Origin of the sequence: Streptomyces phaeoluteigriseus (genome assembly GCF_001896135.2) — a bacterium.
GTDB lineage: Bacteria > Actinomycetota > Actinomycetes > Streptomycetales > Streptomycetaceae > Streptomyces > Streptomyces phaeoluteigriseus.
The window spans coordinates 586,590-609,351 of sequence record NZ_MPOH02000015.1 but is presented as its reverse complement, the minus strand read 5'-3'; the positions used below and the strand labels follow the sequence as shown (position 1 = coordinate 609,351).

The following is a 22,762-nucleotide window of genomic DNA, read 5'->3' as shown; positions in this document are numbered from 1 at the left end:
GTGCCGCTGCCCCGCGCCCTGCCGCGGTGGCACCCGGGCGGCGAAGACCCGCCCCCGTCCCACCCCCGGGAACGCCGTCAAGAACGCCGTCAAGAACGCCGTCAAGGGGACCCACGTCCTCCCGCGTTCGCGCGCGACCCGCTTGGCGATCCCTTATCTCGACCTCGACGCCCCGGTCATGGACCTCCGCCTGGACAGCAGGCGCAGGCTGCCAGCGCCCCCGGAGGACGAGCCCGACCTGGTCGCTGGTACGCGGACGGCCCGTCCCCGGGCGGACCGGGCACCGCCGTCGCCGTCGGACACCTCGACACCGACACCGGACCGGCCGTCTTCTCGGGTCTCTCCGAACTCGACAAGGGCCGCCGCGTCGAGATCCGCCGGGCCGACGGACGCACCGCCGTCTACACGGTCGACCGGATCAAGAAGTACGAGAAGGCCCACTTCCCCGACCAGGAGGTGTACGGCGACCGGGGCCGCCCCGAACTGCGCCTCATCACCTGCGGCGGCTCCTTCGACCGCAGATCCGGCTACTCGGGCAACCTCGTCGTCTTCGCCCACCTCACCCAGATCCGGGAGCCGGCCGGCCCCGCCCACTGAGCGGCGGGTCATGGCAAGCGGTTCCCCGCCCCGCGAAGCCACGGATCTGGCCGGTTCCCTTCCCCGGGCGCGCACAGTCCGTTAACTTCCGTGACTCACAGCCTCGTTCGACCCTTCGGAGGCTGTCGAGCACACGCGCCCAGGATCCGCCCGGCGCCCGTACCGTCCCCGACCAGGACGGGACGGACGGCGGGCGGGTCCGTGAGCCCCCGGGGACCCCTGTCATGACACGCGCCATCTCCCTGCACGACGTGAGCAAGGTCTACTACGCCAGCGACGCCCGCGTGGTGGACCGGCTGTCGCTGGACATCGCGCCCGGCGAATTCCTCGTGCTGCTCGGGCCCTCCGGCTGCGGCAAGTCCACCGTGCTGCGGATGATCGCCGGGCTGGAACAGATCACGGACGGGCGGTTGCTGCTCGACGGCGAGTACGCCAACGATCTGCCGCCGTCCGGCCGGGACATCGCGATGGTCTTCCAGAACTTCGCCCTCTACCCGACCATGACCGGGCGCGACAACATCGGATTCCCGCTGCGCATCGAGGCCCCGAGCACCGACCCGAGCCCTCGGGTGGACGCCACCGCACGGATGCTCGGCATCGAGGACCTCCTCGACCGCTACCCCGGCCAGCTCTCCGGCGGGGAGCGCCAGCGTGTCGCCATGGGCCGGGCCATCGCCCGCCACCCGTCCGCCTTCCTGATGGACGAACCGCTGTCCAACCTGGACGCCAAGCTCCGCAACCGGTTGCGCGCCGAGATAGCCTCGCTGACCCGCAAGCTCGGCGTGACCACGGTGTACGTCACGCACGACCAGTCCGAGGCCATGTCCCTCGGCGACCGGGTCGCGGTGCTGCGCGGCGGTGTCCTGCAGCAGGTCGACACGCCCCGCTCGGTCTACGCCCTGCCCCGCAACGTCTTCGTGGCCGCCTTCATCGGCACTCCCCGCATCAACCTGCTGCGCGGCCTGGTGCGTGCCCCCCTCGACGGGGCGATGACGATCAGCCTCGGCAAGCAGGCGCTGCGGTTGCCCGAACCGCTGTCGCTGGACCACAAGTTGCTGCGGGTCCAGCAGGGCCGCGAGGTGATCGTCGGTCTGCGCTCCGAGGCCGTCCGCATCGGCCGCCTCGCCGAGGCGCGTCCCGGCGAGACCCACATCACCGGCCTGGTGGAGCACGTCGAGTTCCAGGGGCACGAGGTGCTCGTGCACTTCAACACCGGCTCGCGCCCCGCCGTCGTACCGGACCTGGAGGCGGCGCGTCCGCAGGCCCGGCCCGTCCGACGGCGCCGACGGGAGACCAGAATGCTGGACCGGCTGCGGGCGCGGGCGGGCGGCCTGCGGGCCGGGCCGGTCGTGGCGCTGGACGAGCCCGCGGAACAGCGCCCCGCCGTGGCCTCCCCGGACGGCCGCCAGCCCGGCGACCTGGTGGTGCGGACCACCCCCGACTTCGACCTGCGGTACGGCATGCACGTCCCGCTCCTCGTCGACGTCGCCCACCTGTTCGTCTTCGACCAGCACGGCGAGCGGATCTGCCCGGCCCCGGACCGGCTGCCGGACCTCGACGAGTGACGCCCGCGGCGGCTGTCGTGCCAGAGTGGTGCGCCTTACGGCGGACGCCCCTGGTGCCGGAAAACTATCGGCGCTAGTTTAGGGCCCGGACGACGACGACCGCCCCGGAGGGAACCCGATGAAGGCACACGACGGCATCTACCTCGACGGCGCCTGGCGCCCCGCCGCCGGCCAGGACGTGATCGAGGTCGTCAATCCGGCGGACGAACAGATCATCGGCCGGGTCCCGGCCGCCGGACTCGAGGACGTCGACGCGGCCGCCCGTGCCGCCCGTGCCGCCCTCCCGGCCTGGGCCGCGACTCCGCCCGCCGAGCGCGCCGCGCGCCTGACCGCCCTCCGGGACGTGCTGGCCGCCCGCAAGGACGAGATCGCCGAGACCGTCACCGCCGAACTCGGCTCTCCACTGCCCTTCTCGCAGGCCGTCCACGCGGCCGTCCCGATCGCGGTCGCCGGCTCCTACGCCGAACTGGCCGCCACGCACTCCTTCGAGGAGAAGGTCGGCAACTCGGTCGTCCACCACGAGCCGGTCGGCGTGGTCGGTGCCATCACGCCCTGGAACTACCCGCTGCACCAGATCGTCGCCAAGGCCGCCCCGGCCCTCGCCGCCGGCTGCACGGTCGTGCTCAAGCCCGCCGAGGACACCCCGCTCGTCGCGCAGCTCTTCGCCGAGGCGGTCCACGAGGCCGGCTTCCCGGCCGGTGTCTTCAACCTCGTCACGGGCCTCGGCCCGGTCGCAGGTCAGGCCCTCGCCGAGCACCCCGGCGTCGACCTGGTCTCCTTCACCGGCTCCACCGCCGTGGGCAGGCAGGTCGCCGCGACGGCCGCGGCCGCGATCAAGAAGGTGGCCCTCGAACTCGGCGGCAAGTCCGCCAACGTCATCCTCCCCAGCGCCGACCTCGCCCGCGCGGTCAACGTCGGCGTCGCCAACGTGATGTCCAACTCCGGCCAGACGTGCAGCGCCTGGACCCGGATGCTGGTCCACCGCGACCGGTACGACGAGGCCGTGGAGCTGGCCGCGACCGCCGCCGCCAAGTACGGCGACCGCATCGGCCCCGTCGTCAACGCCAAGCAGCAGGCCCGGGTGCGCGGTTACATCGAGACGGGCGTCGCCGAGGGCGCCCGCCTCGTCGCGGGAGGCACCGAAACCCCGCACGAGCGGGGCTGGTTCGTCAGCCCGACCGTCTTCGCGGACGTCACCCCGGACATGACGATCGCCCAGGAGGAGATCTTCGGCCCGGTCCTGTCGATCCTGCGCTACGAGGACGAGGCGGACGCCCTGCGCATCGCCAACGGCACGGTCTACGGCCTGGCCGGCGCCGTCTGGGCCGGCGACGAGGCGGAGGCGGTGGCCTTCGCCCGCCGGATGGACACCGGGCAGGTCGACATCAACGGCGGCCGTTTCAACCCGCGCGCCCCCTTCGGTGGTTACAAGCAGTCGGGCGTCGGCCGGGAACTCGGCGCGCACGGACTCGCCGAGTACCTCCAGACCAAGTCCCTTCAGTTCTGAGGAGTTTCCCGTGGTTCGTGCCGCCGTCCTTCCCGCCGTGGGCGCCCCTCTGGAGATCACCGAGATCGAGCTGCCCGACCCCGGACCCGGCCAGGTGCGCGTCCGGATCACCGCCGCCGGGGTCTGCCACTCCGACCTGTCCCTGTCCGACGGCACCATGCGCGTCCCCGTCCCGGCCGTCCTCGGCCACGAGGGCGCGGGCACGGTCGTATCCGTCGGCGAGGGCGTCACCGGCCTCGCGCCCGGCGACGGTGTCGTCCTCAACTGGGCACCCTCCTGCGGCAGTTGTCACCCCTGCTCGCTCGGCGAGGTCTGGCTGTGCGCCAACGCGCTCAGCGGCTCCGCCGACGTCTACGCCCGTACCGCCGACGGCACCGACCTCCACCCCGGCCTGAACGTCGCCGCGTTCGCCGAGGAGACCGTCGTCCCCGTCTCCTGCACCCTGCCGCTGCCCGACGGCATCCCGCTCACCGACGCGGCCCTCCTCGGCTGCGCGGTCCTGACCGGCTACGGCGCCGTCCACCACTCCGCCCAGGTCCGGCCGGGCGAGACGGTCGCCGTGTTCGGCGTCGGCGGGGTCGGCCTCTCGGCCCTCCAGGCCGCCCGGATCGCGGGTGCCTCCACGATCGTCGCCGTCGACGTCTCCCCGGAGAAGGAGGAGCTGGCCCGCGCGGCGGGCGCCACCGAGTACGTCGTCGCCTCCGAGAACACCGCCCGCCAGATCCGCGCCCTCACCGGCAAGCAGGGCGTCGACGTCGCCGTGGAGTGCGTGGGCCGCGCGGTCACCATCCGCACGGCCTGGGAGTCCACCCGCCGCGGCGGCCGCACCACGGTCGTCGGCATCGGCGGCAAGGACCAGCAGGTCACCTTCAACGCCCTGGAACTGTTCCACTGGGGCCGCACCCTCTCCGGCTGCGTCTACGGCAACTGCGACCCGGCCCGCGACCTCCCGGTCCTGGCCGAACACGTCCGCGCCGGCCGCCTGGACCTGGGCTCCCTGGTCACGGAGCACATCGCCCTGGAGGGCATCCCGGCGGCCTTCGAGAACATGCTCGCGGGCAAGGGAGGCCGCGCGCTGATCGTCTTCTGACACCGGGCGCACGACGGCTCACCGGGGCGGCGCCGGGGCCTCCTCGGGCCGGGCCGCGGCGCAGGCAGCGCGACCGTCCAGGGCCGCGGTGCCCGTCACTTCGGCGTCTCGGCCTCCTCGGGCCGAGGCGCCGTCTCCTGCCTCTCCGCCTTCTGCTCCGTCTCCTCCGGCGCCGCGGCCCTCGCGTCCCCCGCCCGCGACCGGGACACCGCCACGCCCGCCAGGCACAGTGCCCCGCCCGCCAGCGTGAGCACCCCCGGCACCTCGCCCAGGGCCAGCCACGACATCAGCACGACCAGCGACGGGACGGCGTACGTCGTCGCGCCCATCCGGCCGGCGTCGTCCGGGCCAGCGCGTACGCCCAGGTGGTGAAGGCGAGCGCGGTCGGGAACACGCCCAGGTACACCATGTTGAGGGTGGCCGACACCGGCGCGTCGGCGGCGTCGCCGACCAGCTGCCCGGCGAACGGCAGGCACATCACCGCGCCCACCAGGCAGCCGAACGTCGTCGCCTGCAGGGCACTGGCCTGCCCCAGCGCCGGCTTCTGCGCCACGACACCCCCGGCGTACGCGACGGCGGCCAGCAGGCACAGCACCACCCCGAGCAGGGAGGAACCGCCCCCGCCCGACATCGACAGCCCGACCGTCACCGCGCCCGCGAACGACACCGCCATCCCGGCCAGCAGGCGCGGTGGCAGCCGGTCGCCGAGGAACCGCGCGCCGAGCAGGGCGATGAGCAGGGGCCCGATGTTCACGACCAGGGCCGCGGTCCCCGCGTCCACCTCCTGCTCGCCCCAGTTCAGCGCCACCATGTAGAAGCCGAACCACAGCACCCCCGAGACCGCGATCCCGCGCCAGGTGGACCGCGGCGGCAGCCCCTCCCGCCGTACGAGGCAGATCACGCCCAGGGTCAGGGCCCCGGCCAGCAGCCGGCCGAGGGCCAGCGCGCCGGGGGAGTACGCGGTGCCGGCACTGCGGATCGACACGAACGCGGAGGCCCACAGCACGACGGTGACCGAGGCCGCACCGGCGGCGAGCAGTTCCGTACGGCGCTCCGGGCGACGGGCGGTGTTCATCATGCTCCTGATGCTAGGAAGTCGGAGGGAGGGGAGGCTCGTGGATTTCGGACGGGCGCTTTCCGGACGGCGGCTCAGCGCAGGGCCGTCCCGTCGATGCCGAGCAGCTCGCCCAGTGCCCGCTCGCCCGTCGCCGTCACCCGTACCGCCCGCTCGGAGCCGATGCGCTCGCACCAGCCCGTGTCGAGGGCGTGCCGGCACAGGGCGGCGCCCGCGACCCCGGCGAGATGGGGCCGCCGCTCGGTCCAGTCGAGGCAGCCGCGGGCCAGCGGACGGCGGCCCCCGCGGTCGAGGGTGATGCCGGCCCCGGCGAACCAGCCGAGCCCCGCGTCCGTGAGCGCGAACCCGGTGTCCTGGACGAGTAGCCCGCGCGCGGTCAGGGCGTCGGTGACGGCGGTGCCGAGCCGCCCGGCGAGATGGTCGTAGCAGGTCCGCCCGCGTGCCATCGCGGATTCGGTGCCCGCCTCCCGCAGGGTCCGGGGCCGTACGGCGTCGGCGGGGGCGACCTGGGCGGCCAGGTCCTCCACGAGCTGGGCCACCCGCGCGTCGGCGAGCCGCACGTACCGGTGGCGGCCCTGCCGTTCCTCGGCGAGCATCCCGCCCGCGACGAGTCTGCCGAGGTGCTCGCTCAGGGTCGAGGCGGCCACACCCGCGTGCCGGGCCAGCTCGCCCGCGGTCCAGGCCCGGCCGTCGAGCAGCGCCAGCAGACACGCGGCGCGGGTCTCGTCGGCCATCAGCGCGGCCAGCCGGGCCAGCAGCGGGGCGCGGGGATCCCTCGTGGTCATGGCTTCCAGCATGGGACACGGACGGTTCGGCGGGCGCCGAAGTGTCGGCGCCCGGACTACGCCGGGCGCCCGAGCCGCTCGTACTGCTGGGCCAGCCCGTCCAGCAGCGCCGCGAGGCCCGTCTCGAAGGCCCGTTCGTCGACCTTCTCCTGCTGGTCGGCCAGCAGGTGGGCCTGCCCGAGATGCGGATAGTCGGCCGGGTCGTAGGCGCTCTGGTCGTCCACGAATCCGCCGGCGAACGAGCCGAGCGCGGAGCCCATGATGAAGTACCGCATCAGCGCGCCGATCGAGGTGGCCTGCGAGGGCGGCCAGCCCGCTTCGACCATCGCGCCGTAGACCGCGTCCGCCAGCCGCAGTGCGGCCGGGCGGCGGCCGGGGCCCCGGGCGAGGACCGGGACGATGTTCGGATGGTCGCGCAGGGCGGCCCGGTAGGAGACCGCCCAGTCGTGCAGCGCGGTCCGCCACGGCCGGCCGTCCTCGAACATCGACAGGTCGACCTGGGCGCTCACCGAGTCGGCGACCGCCTCCAGGATCTCGTCCTTCGTGCGGAAGTGGTTGTACAACGAGGGCCCACTGACCCCGAGTTCGGCGGCGAGCCGCCGGGTGGAGAGCGCCGCGAGGCCCTCCGTGTCCACGAGCGCGCGGGCCGTCGCGACGATGCGGTCGATGCTCAGCAAGGGCTTGCGCGGTCGGGCCATGGCGCACATAGTAGGGCTGCGACCAAGAAACTAGCAGTGCTAATTTAAATCCGCATTCAATTCTCCGTGGGGTGACGCGACATGCATCTGGGGCTCAGCGAGGAGCAGGAGGCCGTACGGCGGCTCGCCCGGGACTTCGTCGACCGCGAGGTCACCCCGCACGCAGTCGCCTGGGACCGTGCCGAGGAGGTCGACCGGTCCCTCGTGAAGAAGCTGGGCGAGGTCGGCTTCCTGGGCCTCACGATCGACGAGGAGTACGGCGGCTCCGGCGGCGACCATCTCGCGTACTGCCTGGTCACGGAGGAGCTGGGGCGCGGCGACTCCTCCGTGCGCGGCATCGTCTCCGTCTCCCTCGGCCTGGTCGCCAAGACGATCGCGGCCTGGGGGGACGAGGAGCAGAAGCGGCGCTGGCTGCCGGGGCTGACCTCCGGCGCGTACCTCGGCTGCTTCGGCCTCACCGAACCCGGCACCGGCTCCGACGCCGGCAACCTCACCACCCGCGCGGTCCGCGAGGGCGACGAGTACGTCATCAACGGCACGAAGATGTTCATCACCAACGGCACCTGGGCCGACGTCGTGCTGCTGTTCGCCCGCTCCACGGACGCCCCCGGCCACAAGGGCGTCTCCGCCTTCCTCGTCCCCACCAGCACCCCCGGCCTGACCCGCCGCGCCCTGCACGGCAAGCTCGGCCTGCGCGGCCAGGCCACCGCCGAGCTGGTGCTGGAGGACGTACGGGTGCCCGCGTCCGCGCTGCTCGGCGCGGAGGGCAAGGGGTTCTCCGTCGCGATGTCCGCCCTGGCCAAGGGCCGGATGTCGGTTGCCGCCGGCTGCGTCGGCATAGCCCAGGCCGCCCTGGACGCGGCCGTGCGGTACGCGGGGGAGCGCGAGCAGTTCGGCAGGACCATCGCCCACCACCAGCTCGTCCAGGAACTGATCAGCGACATCGCGGTCGACGTGGACGCCGCCCGCCTGCTGACCTGGCGGGTCGCGGACCTCGTCGACCGCGGGCTGCCCTTCGCCGTCGAGTCCTCCAAGGCCAAGCTCTTCGCCTCCGAGGCCGCCGTCCGCGCCGCCAACAACGCGCTCCAGGTCTACGGCGGCTACGGCTACATCGACGAGTACCCGGCGGGCAAGCTGCTGCGGGACGCCCGCGTGATGACCCTGTACGAGGGCACGAGCCAGATCCAGAAACTGGTCATCGGCCGCGCGCTCACAGGAGTCTCGGCGTTCTGAGTACGTCCTGAGTAGCCGGACGGATGTGGCGCGGGCCTCACCGGCGGACCCTTCTCCCATGAGTGAGACACCGGTCAAGCAGAACACCGCCGCCTTCTACGGCCAGGCGGTCGCGTCCTTCGCCGTCGCCATGGCGGCGACCGCCATCGGCATCTACCGTCTGGACGCCGACTCCTGGGTGCGCGCCTTCCTCGGCATCGCCGTCCTCTACCTCGTCACCTCGGCCTTCACCCTGGCCAAGGTGATCAGGGACCGGCAGGACGCCACAACCCGCGTGTACAGCCCCTTCGAGAAGCTCTGAACCCCTCTGCGAAGCTTGGAGCGCGGAGAACCCCGGGCGGGCGCCCTAAGCGGGCGCTCAGCTTCGGCGGTATGGTGGTGCTCCGGGTACCGAGAGGGGCGAACGAGCGATGAGTACGGCGGAGGAGACGGCGGGCGGCGAGACCGAGCCGTGGGAAGAGGTCACCCCTGACGCGGCCCGGCGACTGCTCGTCGCCGCCGTGGAGGCCTTCGCCGAGCGCGGCTACCACGCGACGACGACCCGTGACATCGCGGGCCGCGCGGGGATGAGCCCGGCCGCGCTCTACATCCACTACAAGACCAAGGAAGAACTGCTCCACCGCATCAGCCGGATCGGTCACGACCGCGCGCTGGACATCCTGCGCACGGCCGCGCGCACCGAGGGCAGTGCGACGGACCGGCTCGCGGAGGCCGTCAGCTCCTTCGTCCGCTGGCACGCGGGCCGGCGCACCACCGCGCGGGTCGTCCAGTACGAACTGGACGCCCTGGGCCCGGACGCCCGCGCCGAGATCCTCGCGCTGCGCCGCCAGGTCGACGGCGAGGTGCGCGGGATCATCGAGGAGGGCGTGGCCGGCGGCGAGTTCGACGTCATCGACGTGCACGGGACCACCCTCGCGGTGCTGTCCCTGTGCATCGACGTGGCCCGCTGGTTCAACGTGGACGGCCCGCGCACCCCCGACGAGGTCGGCGCGCTGTACGCCGACCTCGTGCTGCGGATGGTGGGCGCGGCGAAGTAGCCGCGCCGCGCCCCCCGCTCAGAGGTAGTAGCGGGACACCGACTCCGCCACGCACACCGGCTTGTCCCCGCCCTCGCGCTCCACGGTGAACGCGATGGTGACCTGGACGCCGCCGGGGACGTCGTCGACGGCGGAGACGGCCGCGGTGGCGCGCAGCCGCGAGCCGACCGGGACGGGCGCGGGGAAACGGACCTTGTTCGTCCCGTAGTTGACACCCATCTTCACGCCTTCGACCGCGATCAGCTGGGGACCGAACAGCGGCAGCAGCGACAGGGTCAGATAGCCGTGCGCGATCGTGGTCCCGAACGGGCCGGAGGCCGCGCGCTCGGGATCGACGTGGATCCACTGGTGGTCCCCGGTGGCCTCGGCGAACAGGTCGATCCGCTTCTGGTCGACCTCCAGCCAGTCGGTGTACCCCAACTGCTCGCCCACCGCCGCCTTCAGCTCGTCGGGGGACGTGAAGATCCTCGGCTCTGCCATGTCTGCGGCCTCTCTCGCGCTCACGGAATGTCTAAGCGACTGCTTAGCATGGTGGGTGCGGGGGGTCATGTCAACGGACCCGGGGGTCCGGCGGAATGGGTAGGCTCCGAGGGGTGCCGAAGATTCCAGAGACGATCCACGAACTCACCGTCGGCCAGGTCGCCGCCCGCAGCGGCGCCGCCGTCTCCGCCCTGCACTTCTACGAGTCCAAGGGCCTCATCAGCAGTCGGCGTACGGTCGGCAACCAGCGCCGCTACACCCGTGACACGCTCCGCCGGGTCGCCTTCGTCCGCGCCGCGCAGCGTGTCGGCATCCCGCTGGCCACGATCCGCGAGGCCCTCGCCGAACTCCCCGAGGAACGCACCCCGACCCGCGAGGACTGGGCCCGCCTCTCGGAGACCTGGCGGGTCGAACTCGACGAACGCATCAAGCAGCTCAACCGCCTGCGCGACCACCTCACCGACTGCATCGGCTGCGGCTGCCTCTCGCTCGACTCCTGCATCCTCTCCAACCCGAACGACACCTCGGGCGACCGGATCATAGGCTCCCGCCTGCTAGCGGAACGAAAGCCCCGGACCACTCCGGACACGGACACGGAAAGGAACCGCTGCGTCTGACACCACCCCACGCGACGGACACGGGGTGCGGCAACCTGGCTGCCGCCCATGACGCGGGCACCTGCCCGCGGCCCGGCTTGCGGCCACCTGCCGGCCGCCTGGCCTGCGCCGACCGACCCGGCCTGCGGCCACCTGCCGGCCGCCTGGCCTGCGCCGACCCGCCCGCCGGGGTGGGCGCAGGCGGCCACCCCGCCGGCGCCGGGCCGCGCGACCTACCCCACCCCGCACCGACCCCGGGTCACCGAAGCAACCCCCGAGCCCGTCACTCGTACTCCGTCCCACCCTTCCGCGTCAGATACGCCGCACTCACCGCCTTGGCGACAGCCCGCCCCCCGGTCACCGGGCTGTACCGCTCCACGGCCGGCCGTATCACCACCCCCTCGCGAAGGTGCAGCCCCCGCCCCGACACCGTCTCCCGCCCGCCGGCCAGCTCCAGCACCCGCGCACTGTCGTACGGCCCCTCGAACACCCGTGGCACCAAGGGAAGTTCCTCCCCCAGCACGGACCCCGCGTCCAGCCACCGCACCGCGCCCCCGATCTCCGCGGACACGTCGAACACCGCGTACCCGAGGGAGTCCCGCCGCCCGTCGGCGCCGTACGTCAGGTCCTGCACCCCCGCGCCGTACACCTCGCCGAAGATGCCGACCCGCCGCGCGCCCAGCCGCTCGGCGAGTCGGGCCGCCGCCTCGGCGACACCGTGGCCGCGGACGGCCCGCCAGTACAGGTTCCGCGGATCCTCCTTCAGCGCCAGCGACTTCGCGCCGAAGCCCTTGGAGGAGACGTACAGCCGCCCCTCGTCGGCGACGTACGTCACCAGGCACGCCGACCCGTGCAGCTTCTCGGTGAGGACCACCGGCTCGCCGGCCGTGAAGATGTCCGGATACCGCTGGATGTTCTCGATGTCGACCCAGGGCAGCAGATCCGGCGCCGACTCCACCTCCCCGTTCATCGTGGGAGGGATCGGCGGCACCCATTTGACGATGCCGAGCCGCTCCGCGAAGTCGGTCCCCTCCTGCACCGCCCGCGCGAGGTCGACGTCCGCCAGCGCCTTCGGCCGGCACACGATCCCCTGCGACAGCTCGCCCCGCAGCCGTACCGCCTTGACCCGGTCCGCGTTGCCGCCCGCCAGGCGCCCGGTGAGCCCCAACTCCTCGATCAGGCCGGCCGGCAGCACGGACTGCTCGGGGATGTACACGGCCGCCTCCCCCGTGCGGTAGGCGCCCTTGGCGACGACGGCCCGGTACAGGCCGACCTGGGCCAGTTCGAGGGCGTCGGCGTTGGGATGCTCGTGGACGGTCAGCACTTCGGCGGTGACGCGCAGCGTCGACATGGGGGCTCCTCCAGCACGGTCAGGGATGTCTCATCGCCCCCAACTCTCCCCGCGGGAAACGGGTGGAGCGACCGAATTGCCGCTGGTAACGTCACCTTCTTCGGGCCGGCGGCAACGCCGCGCGCGGAGTCCTGACGGGGCGAACTCCCTTGCACAGCACCGCCCTTGCCGCGGGCCCTCGCCGACATGGACACGGTCTTCAACGGCTTCGCCGGCCCGGACGGGACCGGTCGTGAGCGCTGTTTCCGACCCGAGGAGACCGCGTACCCGCGCACCTCGTACACGCGTGTGCCGCTCGACGTGCTGCGGCGGTTCTTCTTCGAGGCGCCCGGCCACTGCGATGATCACGCCGCCGTCGTACGCCGTCCGCTGCCCCAGACCGCGCACGCCCTGGTCGACGGTGCGCCGGAGGGTGTCGGCTGGGTGGTCCCGGGTCTCGCCAGGGTCGCGCGGCGCGCCTGGCCGCCGAGACAGGCCGCGACGGTGGAGACCTTCGCGCACGCATGGTGGCAGGACGTCCTGACGACTCCCGGCATGCCCTACCCGGTCTACGACATGTTCGAGATCCGCGCCAGGATCCTCGGCACGATCACCCCGCTGCCGGACCTGTGGCAGCCCGGTCCCGTCGCCGACGCGCACCTCGCGGTGTGCGCGGACCACTGGAACCGCGAGTACATCAGGGACGAGGCGCCTCTCCTCCGCTGGGACGGTGCCGACGAGTCCGCCGTCGTCGCTCAGCACCAGGCGTGGCTGGCCGAACACGCCCCGCCCGCCTGCGTGCCGTCGGCCACCCGGACCTCGCCACCCGCGCCGCCCTACCGGCCCTGCCCTACGACGAACGCCGGGCACACCCGTACCGGTACGGACCCTCCGCCACCGACTGGGGGCGGGGCGGGGCGGCAGGAAACAGGGGGTGCGGCATCCCCGGCGCACCCCCGCCGTTCACTCGGATCCCAGGGTCGGATCAGGCCGACACGAGCAGCCGTCCGCGCCTGGCGTACGCCAGGGCCTCGGGCGTGAGCACGGGGCGCGGGACGAGTATTCCGCAGTCCGTGCAGACCGGACCGGCCGACGGGTCGTGGTCGAGGTCGTACCTCCACAGGAGCCGTTCGCCGCCGCACACCGGGCAGCCGGAGCCCGGTTCGCGCTCCAGCGCGGCGATCAGCCGACGCAGTACCTCGGCCAGCGGTTCACGGGGGTGGACCCGCGGGTCGTCGCACCAGGCGACGCCGAAGCCGCCCCAGGTCATCCGGTGCCAGTCGTCCACGCTGCCCGGCCGGCGCAGCCCGTCGTGCTTCTCCTTCCTGCGGCGGTCGGCGAACTCCACCTCGTAGGCCAGCCATACCGCCCGCGCCGCCTCCAACTCCTCCAGTGCGGCCACGAGCCGCGCCGGATCGGGGGAGCGGTCCTCGGGACCGAACCCGGCACGGGAGCACAGATGGTCCCAGGTCGCCCTGTGCCCGTAGGGGGCGAACCGTTCAAGGCACTTGCGGAGCGAGTAGCGCCGCAGTGCCAGATCGCACCGCGGGTCGCGCACCTGTCTCGCCAGACTCCGGAAACCGGCCATCGCCTTGCACCTCCGTCACATCTGCACCTGCACTTCGGTCACTTCGGCGTCGTCGTACGGACGTCGCCGAATAGACGTATCGACACCCGATTCGGCTCCCTTCCGGTCCATCCGTTTTCCGATGCCGTCCATAAGCCGGACGAGGCGACTCCAAAAAGTGACGCATGTTCATCTTCAATCCCGGGGATACCGGCGGTAACTTCTCCGTCACCCCCTCGCTAGGAGTTGCCGATGTCACGGCGAACCTCCCGCACCGCACTCGACAGACTGAGAACTCCCGGCAGAATCCCCGGGTTCCTGAAGACCGCTTCGATATGCGCCCTGATTGCCGGACTTTTGTCGCCTCTTTCCCGGACGGCGGCAGCGGTCGAGGTCACGGCGGCGAACGACTACTGCGGCAACCAGTGTTCGGACATCCTGCCGCCCGGCCAGAACGGCAACGCCACCCTGGCCCAGATCCTGCTCAACCAGGCCTTCGGCACCCAGCCGGCACACGCCGCCGACCAGCTCGGCCCGTACGCGAACCTGGCCAAGGGCCATACGACGCTCACCAACTCCACGATCAACACGTTCTTCAACGACGCGTCCTTCGGGGTCCCCGCCGATCAAGTCGCCTCCACCGTCAGGCCCGCGGGCCGCGGCGACGTCACGATCGTCCGCGACAAGAAGACGGGCGTACCGCACATCACCGGTACCACCAGATACGGCACCGAGTTCGGCGCCGGTTATGCGGCAGCCGAGGACCGCCTGTGGCTCATGGACGTCTTCCGGCACGTCGGCCGGGGCCAGCTCACCTCCTTCGCGGGCGGCGATCCCTCCAATCAGGGCCTGGAACAGCAGTTCTGGCGCCACGCCCCCTATACCGAGGCGGACCTCCAGGCCCAGATCGACCGGGCGACCGCCACCAACGGCGCCCGCGGCCGACAGGCCCTGGCCGACGCCAACGCCTATCTGGCCGGCGTCAACGCCTACATCGACGCCTCCGACAGTGGCCGCTACTTCCCCGGTGAATACGTCCTGACGGGCCACAAGGACTCAATCACCAACGCGGGCAGCATCGCCCACTTCAAGATCACCGACCTGGTGGCGCTCGCGTCGGTCATCGGCGCCCTCTTCGGATCGGGCGGCGGCGGGGAGGTCAACAACGCGATGTCGCTGCTCGCCGCGCAGGAGAAGTACGGCGCCGAACAGGGCACCGCGATCTGGGAGTCCTTCCGCGAGCGCAACGACCCCGAGGCCGTCATGACCCTCCACGACGGCAAGAGCTTCCCCTACGCCGTCCGGCCGGAGGACCCGCAGGGCGAGGCCCTGCCCGACCCCGGCTCGGTCGTCGCCGAACCGCTCGTTCACGACCGTACGGGCAGCGCCGTGGGCACCAGCGCCACCGGCGCCTCCACGGAGGCCGCGCGGACCGCCATGACCTCCGCCAGGCGCGGCATGTCCAACGCCCTCCTGGTGAGCGGCGATCACACGGCGAGTGGCCACCCCGTGGCCGTCTTCGGCCCGCAGACCGGCTACTTCGCCCCGCAACTCCTGCTGCTCCAGGAACTCCAGGGCCCCGGCATCAGCGCCCGCGGCGCCTCCTTCGCGGGCCTGAGCATGTACGTCGAACTGGGTCGCGGCCAGGACTACGCGTGGAGCGCCACCACCTCCGGCCAGGACATCATCGACACCTACGCGGTCGAGCTGTGCCAGGACGACTTCCACTACCTGTACCGCGGCACCTGCACGCCGATGGAGAAGATCGAGCAGAAGAACGCCTGGAAACCCACCACGGCCGACGGCACCGCGGCCGGTTCGTACACGATGCGCGTCTGGCGCACCAAGTACGGCCCCGTCGAGTACCGCGCGACCGTCGGCGGCAAGAAGGTCGCCTACACCACCCTGCGCTCGTCGTTCCTGCACGAGGCCGACTCCATCATCGGCTTCCAGATGCTGAACGACCCGGACCACGTCACCGGACCGGAGTCCTTCCAGAGCGCGGTGCAGCACATCAACTACACCTTCAACTGGTTCTACGCCGACTCCGAGCACACCGCCTACTACAACAGCGGCGACAACCCGGTCCGGGCGAGCGGCGTCGACGCGGAGTTCCCGGTCTGGGCGCAGCCGGCGTACGAGTGGCGGAACTGGGACCCGACGACCAACACGGCCTCGTACACCCCCGCTTCGGAACACCCCAACTCCATCGACCAGGACTACTACATCTCCTGGAACAACAAGCAGGCCAAGGACTACGCGACCGCGCCGTGGGGCAACGGCTCGGTGCACCGCGGCAACCTGCTGGAGGACCGGGTGAAGAAACTGGTCCAGGCGGGCGGCGTCACGCGGGCTTCGTTGACGAAGGCGATGGCGGACGCCGCCCTCGCCGATCTGCGTGCCGAGGACGTCCTTCCCGACCTGCTGAAGGTGCTCAACAGTTCCCCGGTCACCGACCCCACGGCCTCGGCCGCGGTCGCCAAGCTCCAGACCTGGCTGACGGCGGGCGGCAGACGCACGGAGACCACGGCCGGTTCGCGGACGTACGCGAACGCGGACGCCATCCGTATCCTCGACGCCTGGTGGCCGCTGCTGGTGAAGGCGGAGTTCGAACCCGGCCTGGGTACCGCGCTGTACACCGCCATGACGAACAACCTGCCCGTCGACGAGACCCCGTCGGCCGCGCACGGCCCCACCGGCGCACACGCCGGAAGCGCCTTCCAGTACGGCTGGTGGAGCTATGTCGACAAGGACATCCGGGCGGTCCTCGGTGAGCCGGTGCAGGGCGCGCTGGGCCGCAAGTACTGCGGCGGCGGCTCCCTCAGCGGCTGCCGCGACGTCCTCCTGACCACCCTGAAGGAGGCGGCCGGCCGGACCGCGGCCCAGGTCTACCCCGGCGACGCCCTGTGCGCGGCGGGCAACCAGTGGTGTGCCGACTCGATCGTCCAGCGCACCCTGGGCGGCATCAAGCACGGCAACATCAGCTGGCAGAACCGGCCCACCTATCAGCAGGTGGTCGAGTTCACCTCGCACCGGTAGCCGGCGCCGGTCGGTGACGGCCGGGGGCGGCGGGTCGCGACCGCGGTGGACGCGGCCCGCCGTCGGCACCACCCGCGCCGTCCGGGCGCGAAGCCCATCGCCCACCACCCGGCGCCCAGCAGATCGTCCACGAGCGGCTCGCGGATTGCACCGCGCGTCGCCCGCCGTGGGGGAGGCCGGCGGACGGACGTGCCGAGGGCCGTGTCGTGCGCGGGTGACAGCACAGGAGCGGGCCGTCGATGCGGTGCTGCCGCCCCCGGAGCGCGCAGCCCGCGCGCGGGTCGTGCGGCAGCCGGGCGGCGAACGCGTGGTGCGAGAGGCCAGATGGTCCCCGCTCACCCGCTCACCGGATGTCCCCGCTCACCGGCTCACCGGTACAGCAGGTACTCCCGCCGCACCCGCCGGAACGCGGCCAGCTCCTCCTGCCAGCCCGCCACCACCTCGTCGACCCCCGCCCCCTTGTCGATCGCCGTACGCACCCATGTCGAGCCCGTGAGCTTGTCGATCCAGTGGTCGGCACGCCAGCCGAAGCCGCTCCAGACCTGCTTGGCGGTCACCAGGAGGGCGATGCCGGTGCGGACGGGGTCGAAGGCGTCCCGGTCGTGCACGTGGATCTGCACCCCGCCGACCGTCCTCCCCTGGAACTTGGAGAAGGTGGGCGCGAAGTACGCCTCCCTGAAGTGCACACCGGGCAGCCCGAGTCCGCCCACGGCCGCGGCCCACCGCCCGTCGACGCCCTCCGCGCCGAGGAGTTCGAACGGGCGGGTCGTGCCCCGCCCCTCGGACAGGTTCGTCCCCTCGAACAGACAGGTCCCCGCGTACACCAGGGCCGTGTCCGGCGTCGGCATGTTCGGACTGGCCGGCACCCATGGCAGACCCGAGGCGTCGTACCAGTCCGCCCGCCGCCACCCGCTCATGGGCACGGTCTCCAGCTCCACCGGCGCGGCCAGGAACTCCCCGTTGAACAGCCGGGCCAGCTCCGCCGCCGTCATCCCGTGCGCCTGCGCGATCGGCTCGCGCCCCACGAACGTCGCGAACTCCGGGTGCAGCACGGGTCCCAGGGCCGCCCGCCCGGTCACCGGGTTCGGCCGGTCCAGCACCAGGAACTGCTTCCCGGCCAGCCGCGCCGCCACCATGCAGTCGTACAGCGTCCAGATGTAGGTGTAGAACCGGGCGCCGACGTCCTGGATGTCGAAGACGACCGTGTCGACACCGGAGGCGGTGAACACGTCCGCGAGCCGCTGTCCGCTCTTGAGGTAGGTGTCGTAGACGGGCAGACCGGTCGCCGGGTCGTCGTAGCGGCCCTCGGAGCCGCCCGCCTGCGCGGTGCCCCGGAACCCGTGCTCGGGTCCGAACACGGCGACGAGGTCCACCCGGTCGTCGGCGTGCATGACGTCGACGATGTGGCGTACGTCGCGGGTGACGCCGGTGGGGTTGGTGACGACGCCGGTCCGCTCGCCGCTGAGCTGGGCGTAACCGGCTGCCCGCAGGCGCTCGAAGCCGGTCCGGGTGCGGCGGGCCGCCTGGGCGGGGGCTGCCGTCGCGGGCAGGCCGGCGGCTGCCGCCGTGGCCGCGAGCAGGGTTCGTCTGGGCAGATGCATGCCGGCTCCTGGGGTGCGTGACTGATCGCGCTCCGTGGGCGGAGCCGCGTGCGGACACGGTCCCGCGCCCCTTAACGGTGTTGCGCTTCCCCTTTTCTGAAACATACCGACCGGTTAGTCTGACGGCCGGAAAGCAGGGCCGTGCGTCCGAGCCGGGTCGAAGGAGATCGATGGTGGAAGCCGTTCGAGGTGCTGGAGTCGTCGTCACCGGTGCGGGAGGCGGCATCGGGGCCGCGCTCGCCCGGCGTTTCGCCGCGGAGGGCGCGCGGGTCGTCGTGAACGACCTGGACGCGGACCGGGCGAGGACCGTGGCCGAGGAGATCGGCGGGACCGCCGTACCGGGCGACGCCTCCGCGATCATCGGCGACGCACGCGAGGCACTCGGCGGCACCGTCGACATCTACTGCGCCAACGCCGGTGTCGGCTCGGGCGGGTCCGAGGCGGCCGGCGAGTCGGTGTGGGCGCTGGCCTGGGACGTCAACGTGATGGCCCATGTCCGCGCGGCCGACGCCCTGATCCCCGACTGGCTGGAGCGCGGCTCGGGCCGTTTCGTCTCCACCGTGTCCGCCGCCGGGCTGCTCACCATGATCGGTGCCGCGCCCTACAGCGTGACCAAGCACGGCGCGTACGCCTTCGCCGAGTGGCTGTCGCTGACGTACCGCCACCGTGGGATCAAGGTCCACGCGATCTGTCCCCAGGGTGTCCGCACCGACATGCTCGACGCCACCGGCACCGCGGGGGACCTCGTCCTCAAGCCGACCGCGATCGAGCCGCGGGACGTGGCGGACGCCCTGTTCGCGGGGATCGCCGAGGACCGCTTCCTGATCCTGCCGCACCCCGAGGTCGCCGGGTACTACCAGGCGCGGGCCGGGGACCCGGACCGGTGGCTGTCCACCATGAACCACATCCAGCAGAAGTGGGAGGCCGCCGAGTGACCGTCTCCCGCTACGCCGCCAAGCCCTGGCTGGATCTGCTCGACGAGGCCCAGCGCGGCCCCGTCGACCCGGCCGACTCGCTGGTGCACGCCCTGCGCCGGTCCGCCGCGAAGGCCCCGGAGCGCGCCTTCCTCGCCTACTTCGACGGCCGGCTCACCTACCGCGAGGTGGACGAGCTGAGCGACTCGGTCGCCGGACATCTGGCGGCCCGCGGCCTGGAGCGGGGCGACCGGGTCGCCGTCCTCCTCCAGAACTCCCCGCACTTCGTGCTCGCCGTGCTGGGCGCGTGGAAGGCGGGCTTGACCGTCGTTCCCGTCAATCCCATGTACAAGTCGGGGGAGGTGGCCCACGTCCTGCGGGACGGTGAGGTGGCCGCGCTGGTCTGCGCCGACCGCGCCTGGGAGTCGTATCTGCGGGAGACGGCGGCCGACTCACCGGTGCGGGTCGTGCTCACCGCGTGCGAGCTGGACTTCCAGACGCGCGGCGACGCGCGGGTGCTCACCTTCGAACGGCTCCCGCAAGCCTCCGACGCCGACGACCTCACCGCCGTCGCCCGCGCCGGGCACCCGGCGCCCGCCGACCGCGACCCGGCCGCCTCGGACACCGCCCTGATCAGCTACACCTCCGGCACCAGCGGTGCCCCCAAGGGCGCCACCAACACGCACGCCAACATCATGTACAACGCCGAACGGCAGAGCACCGGCCTGCCTCTGCCCGAGGGGCCCGTGTACTACGCGCTCGCGCCGCTGTTCCACATCACCGGCATGGTCTGCCAGCTCGGCGCCTGCCTGAACAGCGCGGGCACGCTCGTCCTGACGTACCGGTTCGAGGCGGGCCTCGTCCTGGAGGCGTTCGCCGAGCACCGCCCGCACTACACGGTCGGCCCCTCCACGGCGTTCATGGCGCTGGCCGCCCACCCGGACGTCACCCGGGACCACTTCTCCTCCTTCGTGCACATCTCCTCCGGCGGCGCCCCGCTGCCGCCGGCCCTGGTGGAGAAGTTCCGGGCGGGCTTCGGGCCGTACATCCGCAACGGCTACGGCCTCACCGAGTGCAGCGCCCCCTGCGCCTCCGTGCCGCCCCACCGGGAGGCGCCCGTGGACCCGGCCTCCGGGACCCTGGCGGTCGGCGTGCCCGGCCCCGACACGGTCGTACGGATCGTCGACGACCGGGGCGAGGAGGTGCCCTTCGGGGAACAGGGAGAGATCGTCGTCCGAGGGCCCCAGGTGGTCCCCGGCTACTGGCGCCGTCCCGACGCCACCGCCGAGACCTTCCCCGACGGCGAGCTGCGCACCGGCGACATCGGTTTCATGGACGAGCGGGGCTGGCTGTACGTCGTCGACCGCAAGAAGGACATGATCAACGCGTCCGGCTTCAAGGTCTGGCCGCGTGAGGTCGAGGACGTGCTGTACACCCACCCGGCGGTGCGCGAGGCAGCCGTCGTCGGGGTGCCCGACGGGTACCGCGGGGAGACCGTGAAGGCGTACATCAGCCTCCGTCCGGGGGCCGACACGGACCCGGATGCACTGGCGGTGTACTGCAGGGAGAGACTGGCCGCCTACAAATATCCGCGGCAGGTGGAGATCCTCGCCGACTTGCCCAAGACGGCGAGTGGGAAGATCCTCCGTCGGGAACTGCGTTCCCGCGCGCACGACAGCCAGTAAGGCGAACGGAAGGCAGGTGGCGGCAGTGCCCAGGACGACGGACGACGCGGAGGCTCCTGTTCCGCAACGGCTCCTTGCCGCCGCCACCCGGCTCTTCGCGGAGCAGGGCTACGACCGCACCTCGGTCCAGGAGATCGTCGAGGCGGCAGGCGTCACCAAGGGGGCGCTCTACCACTACTTCGGCTCCAAGGACGACCTCCTGCACGAGGTGTACGCGCGCGTGCTGCGCGTCCAGCAGGAACGCCTGGACGCCTTCGCGAACGCCGACGAGCCCATCGAGAAGCGGCTCAGAGGCGCGGCGGCCGACGTGGTCGTCACGACGATCGACAACCTCGACGACGCGTCGATCTTCTTCCGCTCGATGCACCACCTCGGCCCCGAGAAGAACAAGCAGGTCCGCGCCGAGCGCCGCCGCTACCACGAGCGCTTCCGCGCCCTGATCGAGGAGGGCCAACGGGAGGGCGTCTTCTCGAAGGCGACCCCGGCCGACCTGATCGTGGACTACCACTTCGGCTCCGTGCACCACCTGTCGACCTGGTACCGCCCGGACGGCCCGATGAGCCCCCAGGAGGTCGCCGACCACCTGGCCGACCTGCTGCTGCGGGCGCTGCGCCCGTAGGGCCGCAAGCCCGTCCGGCGTTCGAGGACGCGGCGCGAGGCGCCGACAGCGGGCCGGGGGCGCCGGCCCCCGGGTTCGGCAGGTGAAGGGGCGGCGGGGGCGAGAGCCCCGCCGCCCCTTCACCTCTCCTCACACGTACTTCTTCAACTCCCGCCGCGCCAGCGACCGCTGGTGCACCTCGTCCGGCCCGTCCGCGATCATCAGGGTCCGCGCCCCGGCGTACAGCTCCGCCAGCGGGAAGTCCTGGCTGACACCGCCGGCGCCGTGCAACTGGATGGCCCGGTCGATGATGTCCACGACCGCCCGAGGCGTCGCGATCTTGATCGACTGGATCTCGGTGTGCGCCCCCCGGTTGCCCACCGTGTCCATCATCCAGGCGGTCTTCAGCACCAGCAGCCGCAGCTGTTCGACCGTCACGCGCGCGTCGGCGATCCAGTTGTGGACCACGCCCTGCTGCGCCAGCGCCTTGCCGAACGCGTCACGCGAGACGGCCCGGCGGCACATCAGCTCGATCGCCCGCTCGGCCATACCGATCAGCCGCATGCAGTGGTGGATGCGGCCGGGACCCAGCCGGGCCTGGGCGATGGCGAAGCCGCCGCCCTCCTCGCCGATCAGGTTGGTCACCGGCACGCGCGCGTGGTCGAAGACCACCTCGGCGTGGCCGCCGTGGTAGTGGTCCTCGTACCCGAAGACCTTCATCGCCCGCTCGACGGTCACCCCGGGGGTGTCCCGGGGCACCAGCACCATGGACTGCTGACGGCGGATGTCGGAGCCGTCCGGGTCCGTCTTGCCCATCACGATGAAGATCGAGCAGTCCGGGTTCATCGCCCCCGAGATGTACCACTTGCGACCCGTGACGACGTAGTCGTCGCCGTCCCGCTCGATGAGCGTGGTGATGTTCGTGGCGTCGGAGGAGGCCACCTCCGGCTCGGTCATCGCGAACGCCGAGCGGATCTCACCCGACAGCAGCGGCTCCAGCCACTGCTTCTTCTGCTGCTCGCTGCCGAACTGCGAGAGCACCTCCATGTTGCCGGTGTCCGGCGCGGCACAGTTCAGCGCGGTCGGCGCCAGCTGCGGGGAGCGGCCGGTGATCTCGGCCAGCGGCGCGTACTGGAGGTTGGTGAGGCCGGCGCCGTACTCGGCGTCGGGCAGGAAGAGGTTCCACAGGCCCTGGCGGCGGGCCTCGGCCTTCAGCTCCTCCACCACCGCGGGCGTGTCCCACGGCGAGGCGAGCCGGGCGCGCTGCTCCTCGGCGACCGCCTCGGCCGGGTACACGTACTCGTCCATGAAGGCGAGCAGTCTGGCGCGCAGTTCCTCCGTGCGTGCGTCGAACGCGAAGTCCAT

At 72.2% G+C, this 22,762-nt stretch carries 20 protein-coding genes and 1 pseudogene; 13 read left to right on the top strand and 8 right to left on the bottom strand.

The window, feature by feature from the left end:
- The 4 genes from BM536_RS20655 (at window position 1) to BM536_RS20640 (ending at window position 4,759) form a co-directional block, all read left to right on the top strand.
- The gene (locus BM536_RS20655; RefSeq protein ID WP_425444656.1) at window positions 1-597 is read left to right on the top strand and encodes a sortase domain-containing protein; all 597 of its coding nucleotides are present in this window, start codon (window positions 1-3) and stop codon (window positions 595-597) included.
- 224 nt (window positions 598-821) lie between these two features.
- The gene (locus BM536_RS20650; RefSeq protein ID WP_073498707.1) at window positions 822-2,162 is read left to right on the top strand and encodes an ABC transporter ATP-binding protein; all 1,341 of its coding nucleotides are present in this window, start codon (window positions 822-824) and stop codon (window positions 2,160-2,162) included.
- Window positions 2,163-2,280: 118 nt separating this feature from the next.
- Window positions 2,281-3,669 (top strand): aldehyde dehydrogenase family protein, encoded by a 1,389-nt coding sequence (locus BM536_RS20645; RefSeq protein WP_094103311.1) that lies wholly within the window; start codon window positions 2,281-2,283, stop codon window positions 3,667-3,669.
- A gap of 10 nt (window positions 3,670-3,679) precedes the next feature.
- A complete protein-coding gene (locus BM536_RS20640) occupies window positions 3,680-4,759 on the top strand; it encodes a Zn-dependent alcohol dehydrogenase (protein ID WP_094103310.1) in 1,080 nt (359 codons plus the stop codon).
- Between the two features lie 95 nt (window positions 4,760-4,854).
- Here the strand turns inward: BM536_RS20640 and BM536_RS20635 are convergent.
- The 3 genes and pseudogenes from BM536_RS20635 to BM536_RS20625 all read right to left on the bottom strand — a co-directional run bounded on the left by BM536_RS20635 (window position 4,855) and on the right by BM536_RS20625 (window position 7,317).
- Window positions 4,855-5,837, bottom strand: a pseudogene (locus tag BM536_RS20635) (DMT family transporter).
- A gap of 71 nt (window positions 5,838-5,908) precedes the next feature.
- Window positions 5,909-6,631 carry an ArsR/SmtB family transcription factor gene (locus tag BM536_RS20630; protein WP_094103309.1) on the bottom strand — a complete coding sequence of 241 codons (723 nt, stop codon included), beginning with the start codon at window positions 6,629-6,631 and terminating at the stop codon, window positions 5,909-5,911.
- A 44-nt stretch (window positions 6,632-6,675) separates the two neighbouring features.
- Window positions 6,676-7,317, bottom strand: coding sequence for a TetR/AcrR family transcriptional regulator (locus BM536_RS20625; protein ID WP_094103308.1), 642 nt, complete (start codon window positions 7,315-7,317; stop codon window positions 6,676-6,678).
- 81 nt (window positions 7,318-7,398) lie between these two features.
- Between BM536_RS20625 and BM536_RS20620 the strand changes: the two genes are divergently transcribed.
- The 3 genes from BM536_RS20620 to BM536_RS20610 all read left to right on the top strand — a co-directional run bounded on the left by BM536_RS20620 (window position 7,399) and on the right by BM536_RS20610 (window position 9,587).
- A complete protein-coding gene (locus BM536_RS20620) occupies window positions 7,399-8,550 on the top strand; it encodes an acyl-CoA dehydrogenase family protein (RefSeq protein ID WP_094103307.1) in 1,152 nt (383 codons plus the stop codon).
- Between the two features lie 58 nt (window positions 8,551-8,608).
- Entirely contained in the window at window positions 8,609-8,851 is a 243-nt protein-coding gene (locus BM536_RS20615) for a YiaA/YiaB family inner membrane protein (protein ID WP_073498703.1), read from the top strand.
- 109 nt (window positions 8,852-8,960) lie between these two features.
- The gene (locus BM536_RS20610) at window positions 8,961-9,587 is read left to right on the top strand and encodes a TetR/AcrR family transcriptional regulator (RefSeq protein WP_094103306.1); all 627 of its coding nucleotides are present in this window, start codon (window positions 8,961-8,963) and stop codon (window positions 9,585-9,587) included.
- Between the two features lie 18 nt (window positions 9,588-9,605).
- Here the strand turns inward: BM536_RS20610 and BM536_RS20605 are convergent, their stop codons facing one another.
- Window positions 9,606-10,067 carry a MaoC family dehydratase gene (locus tag BM536_RS20605; protein WP_073498701.1) on the bottom strand — a complete coding sequence of 154 codons (462 nt, stop codon included), beginning with the start codon at window positions 10,065-10,067 and terminating at the stop codon, window positions 9,606-9,608.
- A 113-nt stretch (window positions 10,068-10,180) separates the two neighbouring features.
- On the opposite strand from BM536_RS20605, the gene soxR reads away from it, so the two are divergent.
- Window positions 10,181-10,684 (top strand): redox-sensitive transcriptional activator SoxR, encoded by a 504-nt coding sequence (gene soxR / locus BM536_RS20600; protein WP_073498700.1) that lies wholly within the window; start codon window positions 10,181-10,183, stop codon window positions 10,682-10,684.
- A gap of 262 nt (window positions 10,685-10,946) precedes the next feature.
- On the opposite strand, the gene BM536_RS20595 is transcribed toward soxR, so the two are convergent.
- Entirely contained in the window at window positions 10,947-12,014 is a 1,068-nt protein-coding gene (locus tag BM536_RS20595; protein ID WP_094103305.1) for an RNA ligase (ATP), read from the bottom strand.
- A gap of 165 nt (window positions 12,015-12,179) precedes the next feature.
- Here BM536_RS20595 and BM536_RS20590 point away from each other — a divergent pair, with 165 nt between their 5' ends.
- Window positions 12,180-13,034 carry a hypothetical protein gene (locus BM536_RS20590; protein ID WP_211362916.1) on the top strand — a complete coding sequence of 285 codons (855 nt, stop codon included), beginning with the start codon at window positions 12,180-12,182 and terminating at the stop codon, window positions 13,032-13,034.
- On the opposite strand, the gene BM536_RS20585 is transcribed toward BM536_RS20590, so the two are convergent.
- Window positions 12,979-13,581: a hypothetical protein gene (locus tag BM536_RS20585; RefSeq protein ID WP_073497622.1), complete on the bottom strand. Its 603-nt coding sequence runs from the start codon at window positions 13,579-13,581 to the stop codon at window positions 12,979-12,981. The two genes, BM536_RS20590 and BM536_RS20585, sit on opposite strands and share 56 nt — an antisense overlap.
- Window positions 13,582-13,812: 231 nt before the next feature.
- Here BM536_RS20585 and BM536_RS20580 point away from each other — a divergent pair, with 231 nt between their 5' ends.
- A complete protein-coding gene (locus BM536_RS20580; protein ID WP_079275184.1) occupies window positions 13,813-16,599 on the top strand; it encodes a penicillin acylase family protein in 2,787 nt (928 codons plus the stop codon).
- A 368-nt stretch (window positions 16,600-16,967) separates the two neighbouring features.
- Here BM536_RS20580 and BM536_RS20575 read toward each other — a convergent pair whose 3' ends face one another.
- The gene (locus tag BM536_RS20575; protein WP_073497625.1) at window positions 16,968-18,200 is read right to left on the bottom strand and encodes an exo-beta-N-acetylmuramidase NamZ family protein; all 1,233 of its coding nucleotides are present in this window, start codon (window positions 18,198-18,200) and stop codon (window positions 16,968-16,970) included.
- 170 nt (window positions 18,201-18,370) lie between these two features.
- Between BM536_RS20575 and BM536_RS20570 the strand changes: the two genes are divergently transcribed.
- From BM536_RS20570 to BM536_RS20560, 3 genes are read left to right on the top strand one after another with little or no spacing between them, the layout of a single operon-like run.
- Window positions 18,371-19,135, top strand: coding sequence for an SDR family oxidoreductase (locus BM536_RS20570; RefSeq protein ID WP_094103304.1), 765 nt, complete (start codon window positions 18,371-18,373; stop codon window positions 19,133-19,135).
- Window positions 19,132-20,799 (top strand): class I adenylate-forming enzyme family protein, encoded by a 1,668-nt coding sequence (locus tag BM536_RS20565; protein ID WP_073497629.1) that lies wholly within the window; start codon window positions 19,132-19,134, stop codon window positions 20,797-20,799. The genes BM536_RS20570 and BM536_RS20565 overlap by 4 nt, the downstream gene beginning before the upstream one ends.
- A 25-nt stretch (window positions 20,800-20,824) precedes the next feature.
- Complete coding sequence (locus BM536_RS20560; protein WP_094103303.1) at window positions 20,825-21,418, top strand: TetR/AcrR family transcriptional regulator; 594 nt, start codon at window positions 20,825-20,827, stop codon at window positions 21,416-21,418.
- A 129-nt stretch (window positions 21,419-21,547) separates the two neighbouring features.
- On the opposite strand, the gene BM536_RS20555 is transcribed toward BM536_RS20560, so the two are convergent.
- Window positions 21,548-22,762 (bottom strand): acyl-CoA dehydrogenase, encoded by a 1,215-nt coding sequence (locus tag BM536_RS20555; protein ID WP_073497631.1) that lies wholly within the window; start codon window positions 22,760-22,762, stop codon window positions 21,548-21,550.

What these genes read in the sequence shown, in the direction of transcription:
- BM536_RS20610 (WP_094103306.1), top strand. Translation starts at nt 8,961, where the DNA reads ATGAGTACGGCGGAGGAGACGGCGGGCGGCGAGACCGAGCCGTGGGAA.
- BM536_RS20580 (WP_079275184.1), top strand. Translation starts at nt 13,813, where the DNA reads ATGTCACGGCGAACCTCCCGCACCGCACTCGACAGACTGAGAACTCCC.
- BM536_RS20585 (WP_073497622.1), bottom strand. Translation starts at nt 13,581, where the DNA reads ATGGCCGGTTTCCGGAGTCTGGCGAGACAGGTGCGCGACCCGCGGTGC.
- BM536_RS20575 (WP_073497625.1), bottom strand. Translation starts at nt 18,200, where the DNA reads ATGCATCTGCCCAGACGAACCCTGCTCGCGGCCACGGCGGCAGCCGCC.
- BM536_RS20570 (WP_094103304.1), top strand. Translation starts at nt 18,371, where the DNA reads ATGGTGGAAGCCGTTCGAGGTGCTGGAGTCGTCGTCACCGGTGCGGGA.
- BM536_RS20650 (WP_073498707.1), top strand. Translation starts at nt 822, where the DNA reads ATGACACGCGCCATCTCCCTGCACGACGTGAGCAAGGTCTACTACGCC.
- BM536_RS20555 (WP_073497631.1), bottom strand. Translation starts at nt 22,762, where the DNA reads ATGGACTTCGCGTTCGACGCACGCACGGAGGAACTGCGCGCCAGACTG.
- BM536_RS20605 (WP_073498701.1), bottom strand. Translation starts at nt 10,067, where the DNA reads ATGGCAGAGCCGAGGATCTTCACGTCCCCCGACGAGCTGAAGGCGGCG.
- BM536_RS20645 (WP_094103311.1), top strand. Translation starts at nt 2,281, where the DNA reads ATGAAGGCACACGACGGCATCTACCTCGACGGCGCCTGGCGCCCCGCC.
- BM536_RS20615 (WP_073498703.1), top strand. Translation starts at nt 8,609, where the DNA reads ATGAGTGAGACACCGGTCAAGCAGAACACCGCCGCCTTCTACGGCCAG.
- BM536_RS20620 (WP_094103307.1), top strand. Translation starts at nt 7,399, where the DNA reads ATGCATCTGGGGCTCAGCGAGGAGCAGGAGGCCGTACGGCGGCTCGCC.
- BM536_RS20625 (WP_094103308.1), bottom strand. Translation starts at nt 7,317, where the DNA reads ATGGCCCGACCGCGCAAGCCCTTGCTGAGCATCGACCGCATCGTCGCG.
- BM536_RS20630 (WP_094103309.1), bottom strand. Translation starts at nt 6,631, where the DNA reads ATGCTGGAAGCCATGACCACGAGGGATCCCCGCGCCCCGCTGCTGGCC.
- BM536_RS20595 (WP_094103305.1), bottom strand. Translation starts at nt 12,014, where the DNA reads ATGTCGACGCTGCGCGTCACCGCCGAAGTGCTGACCGTCCACGAGCAT.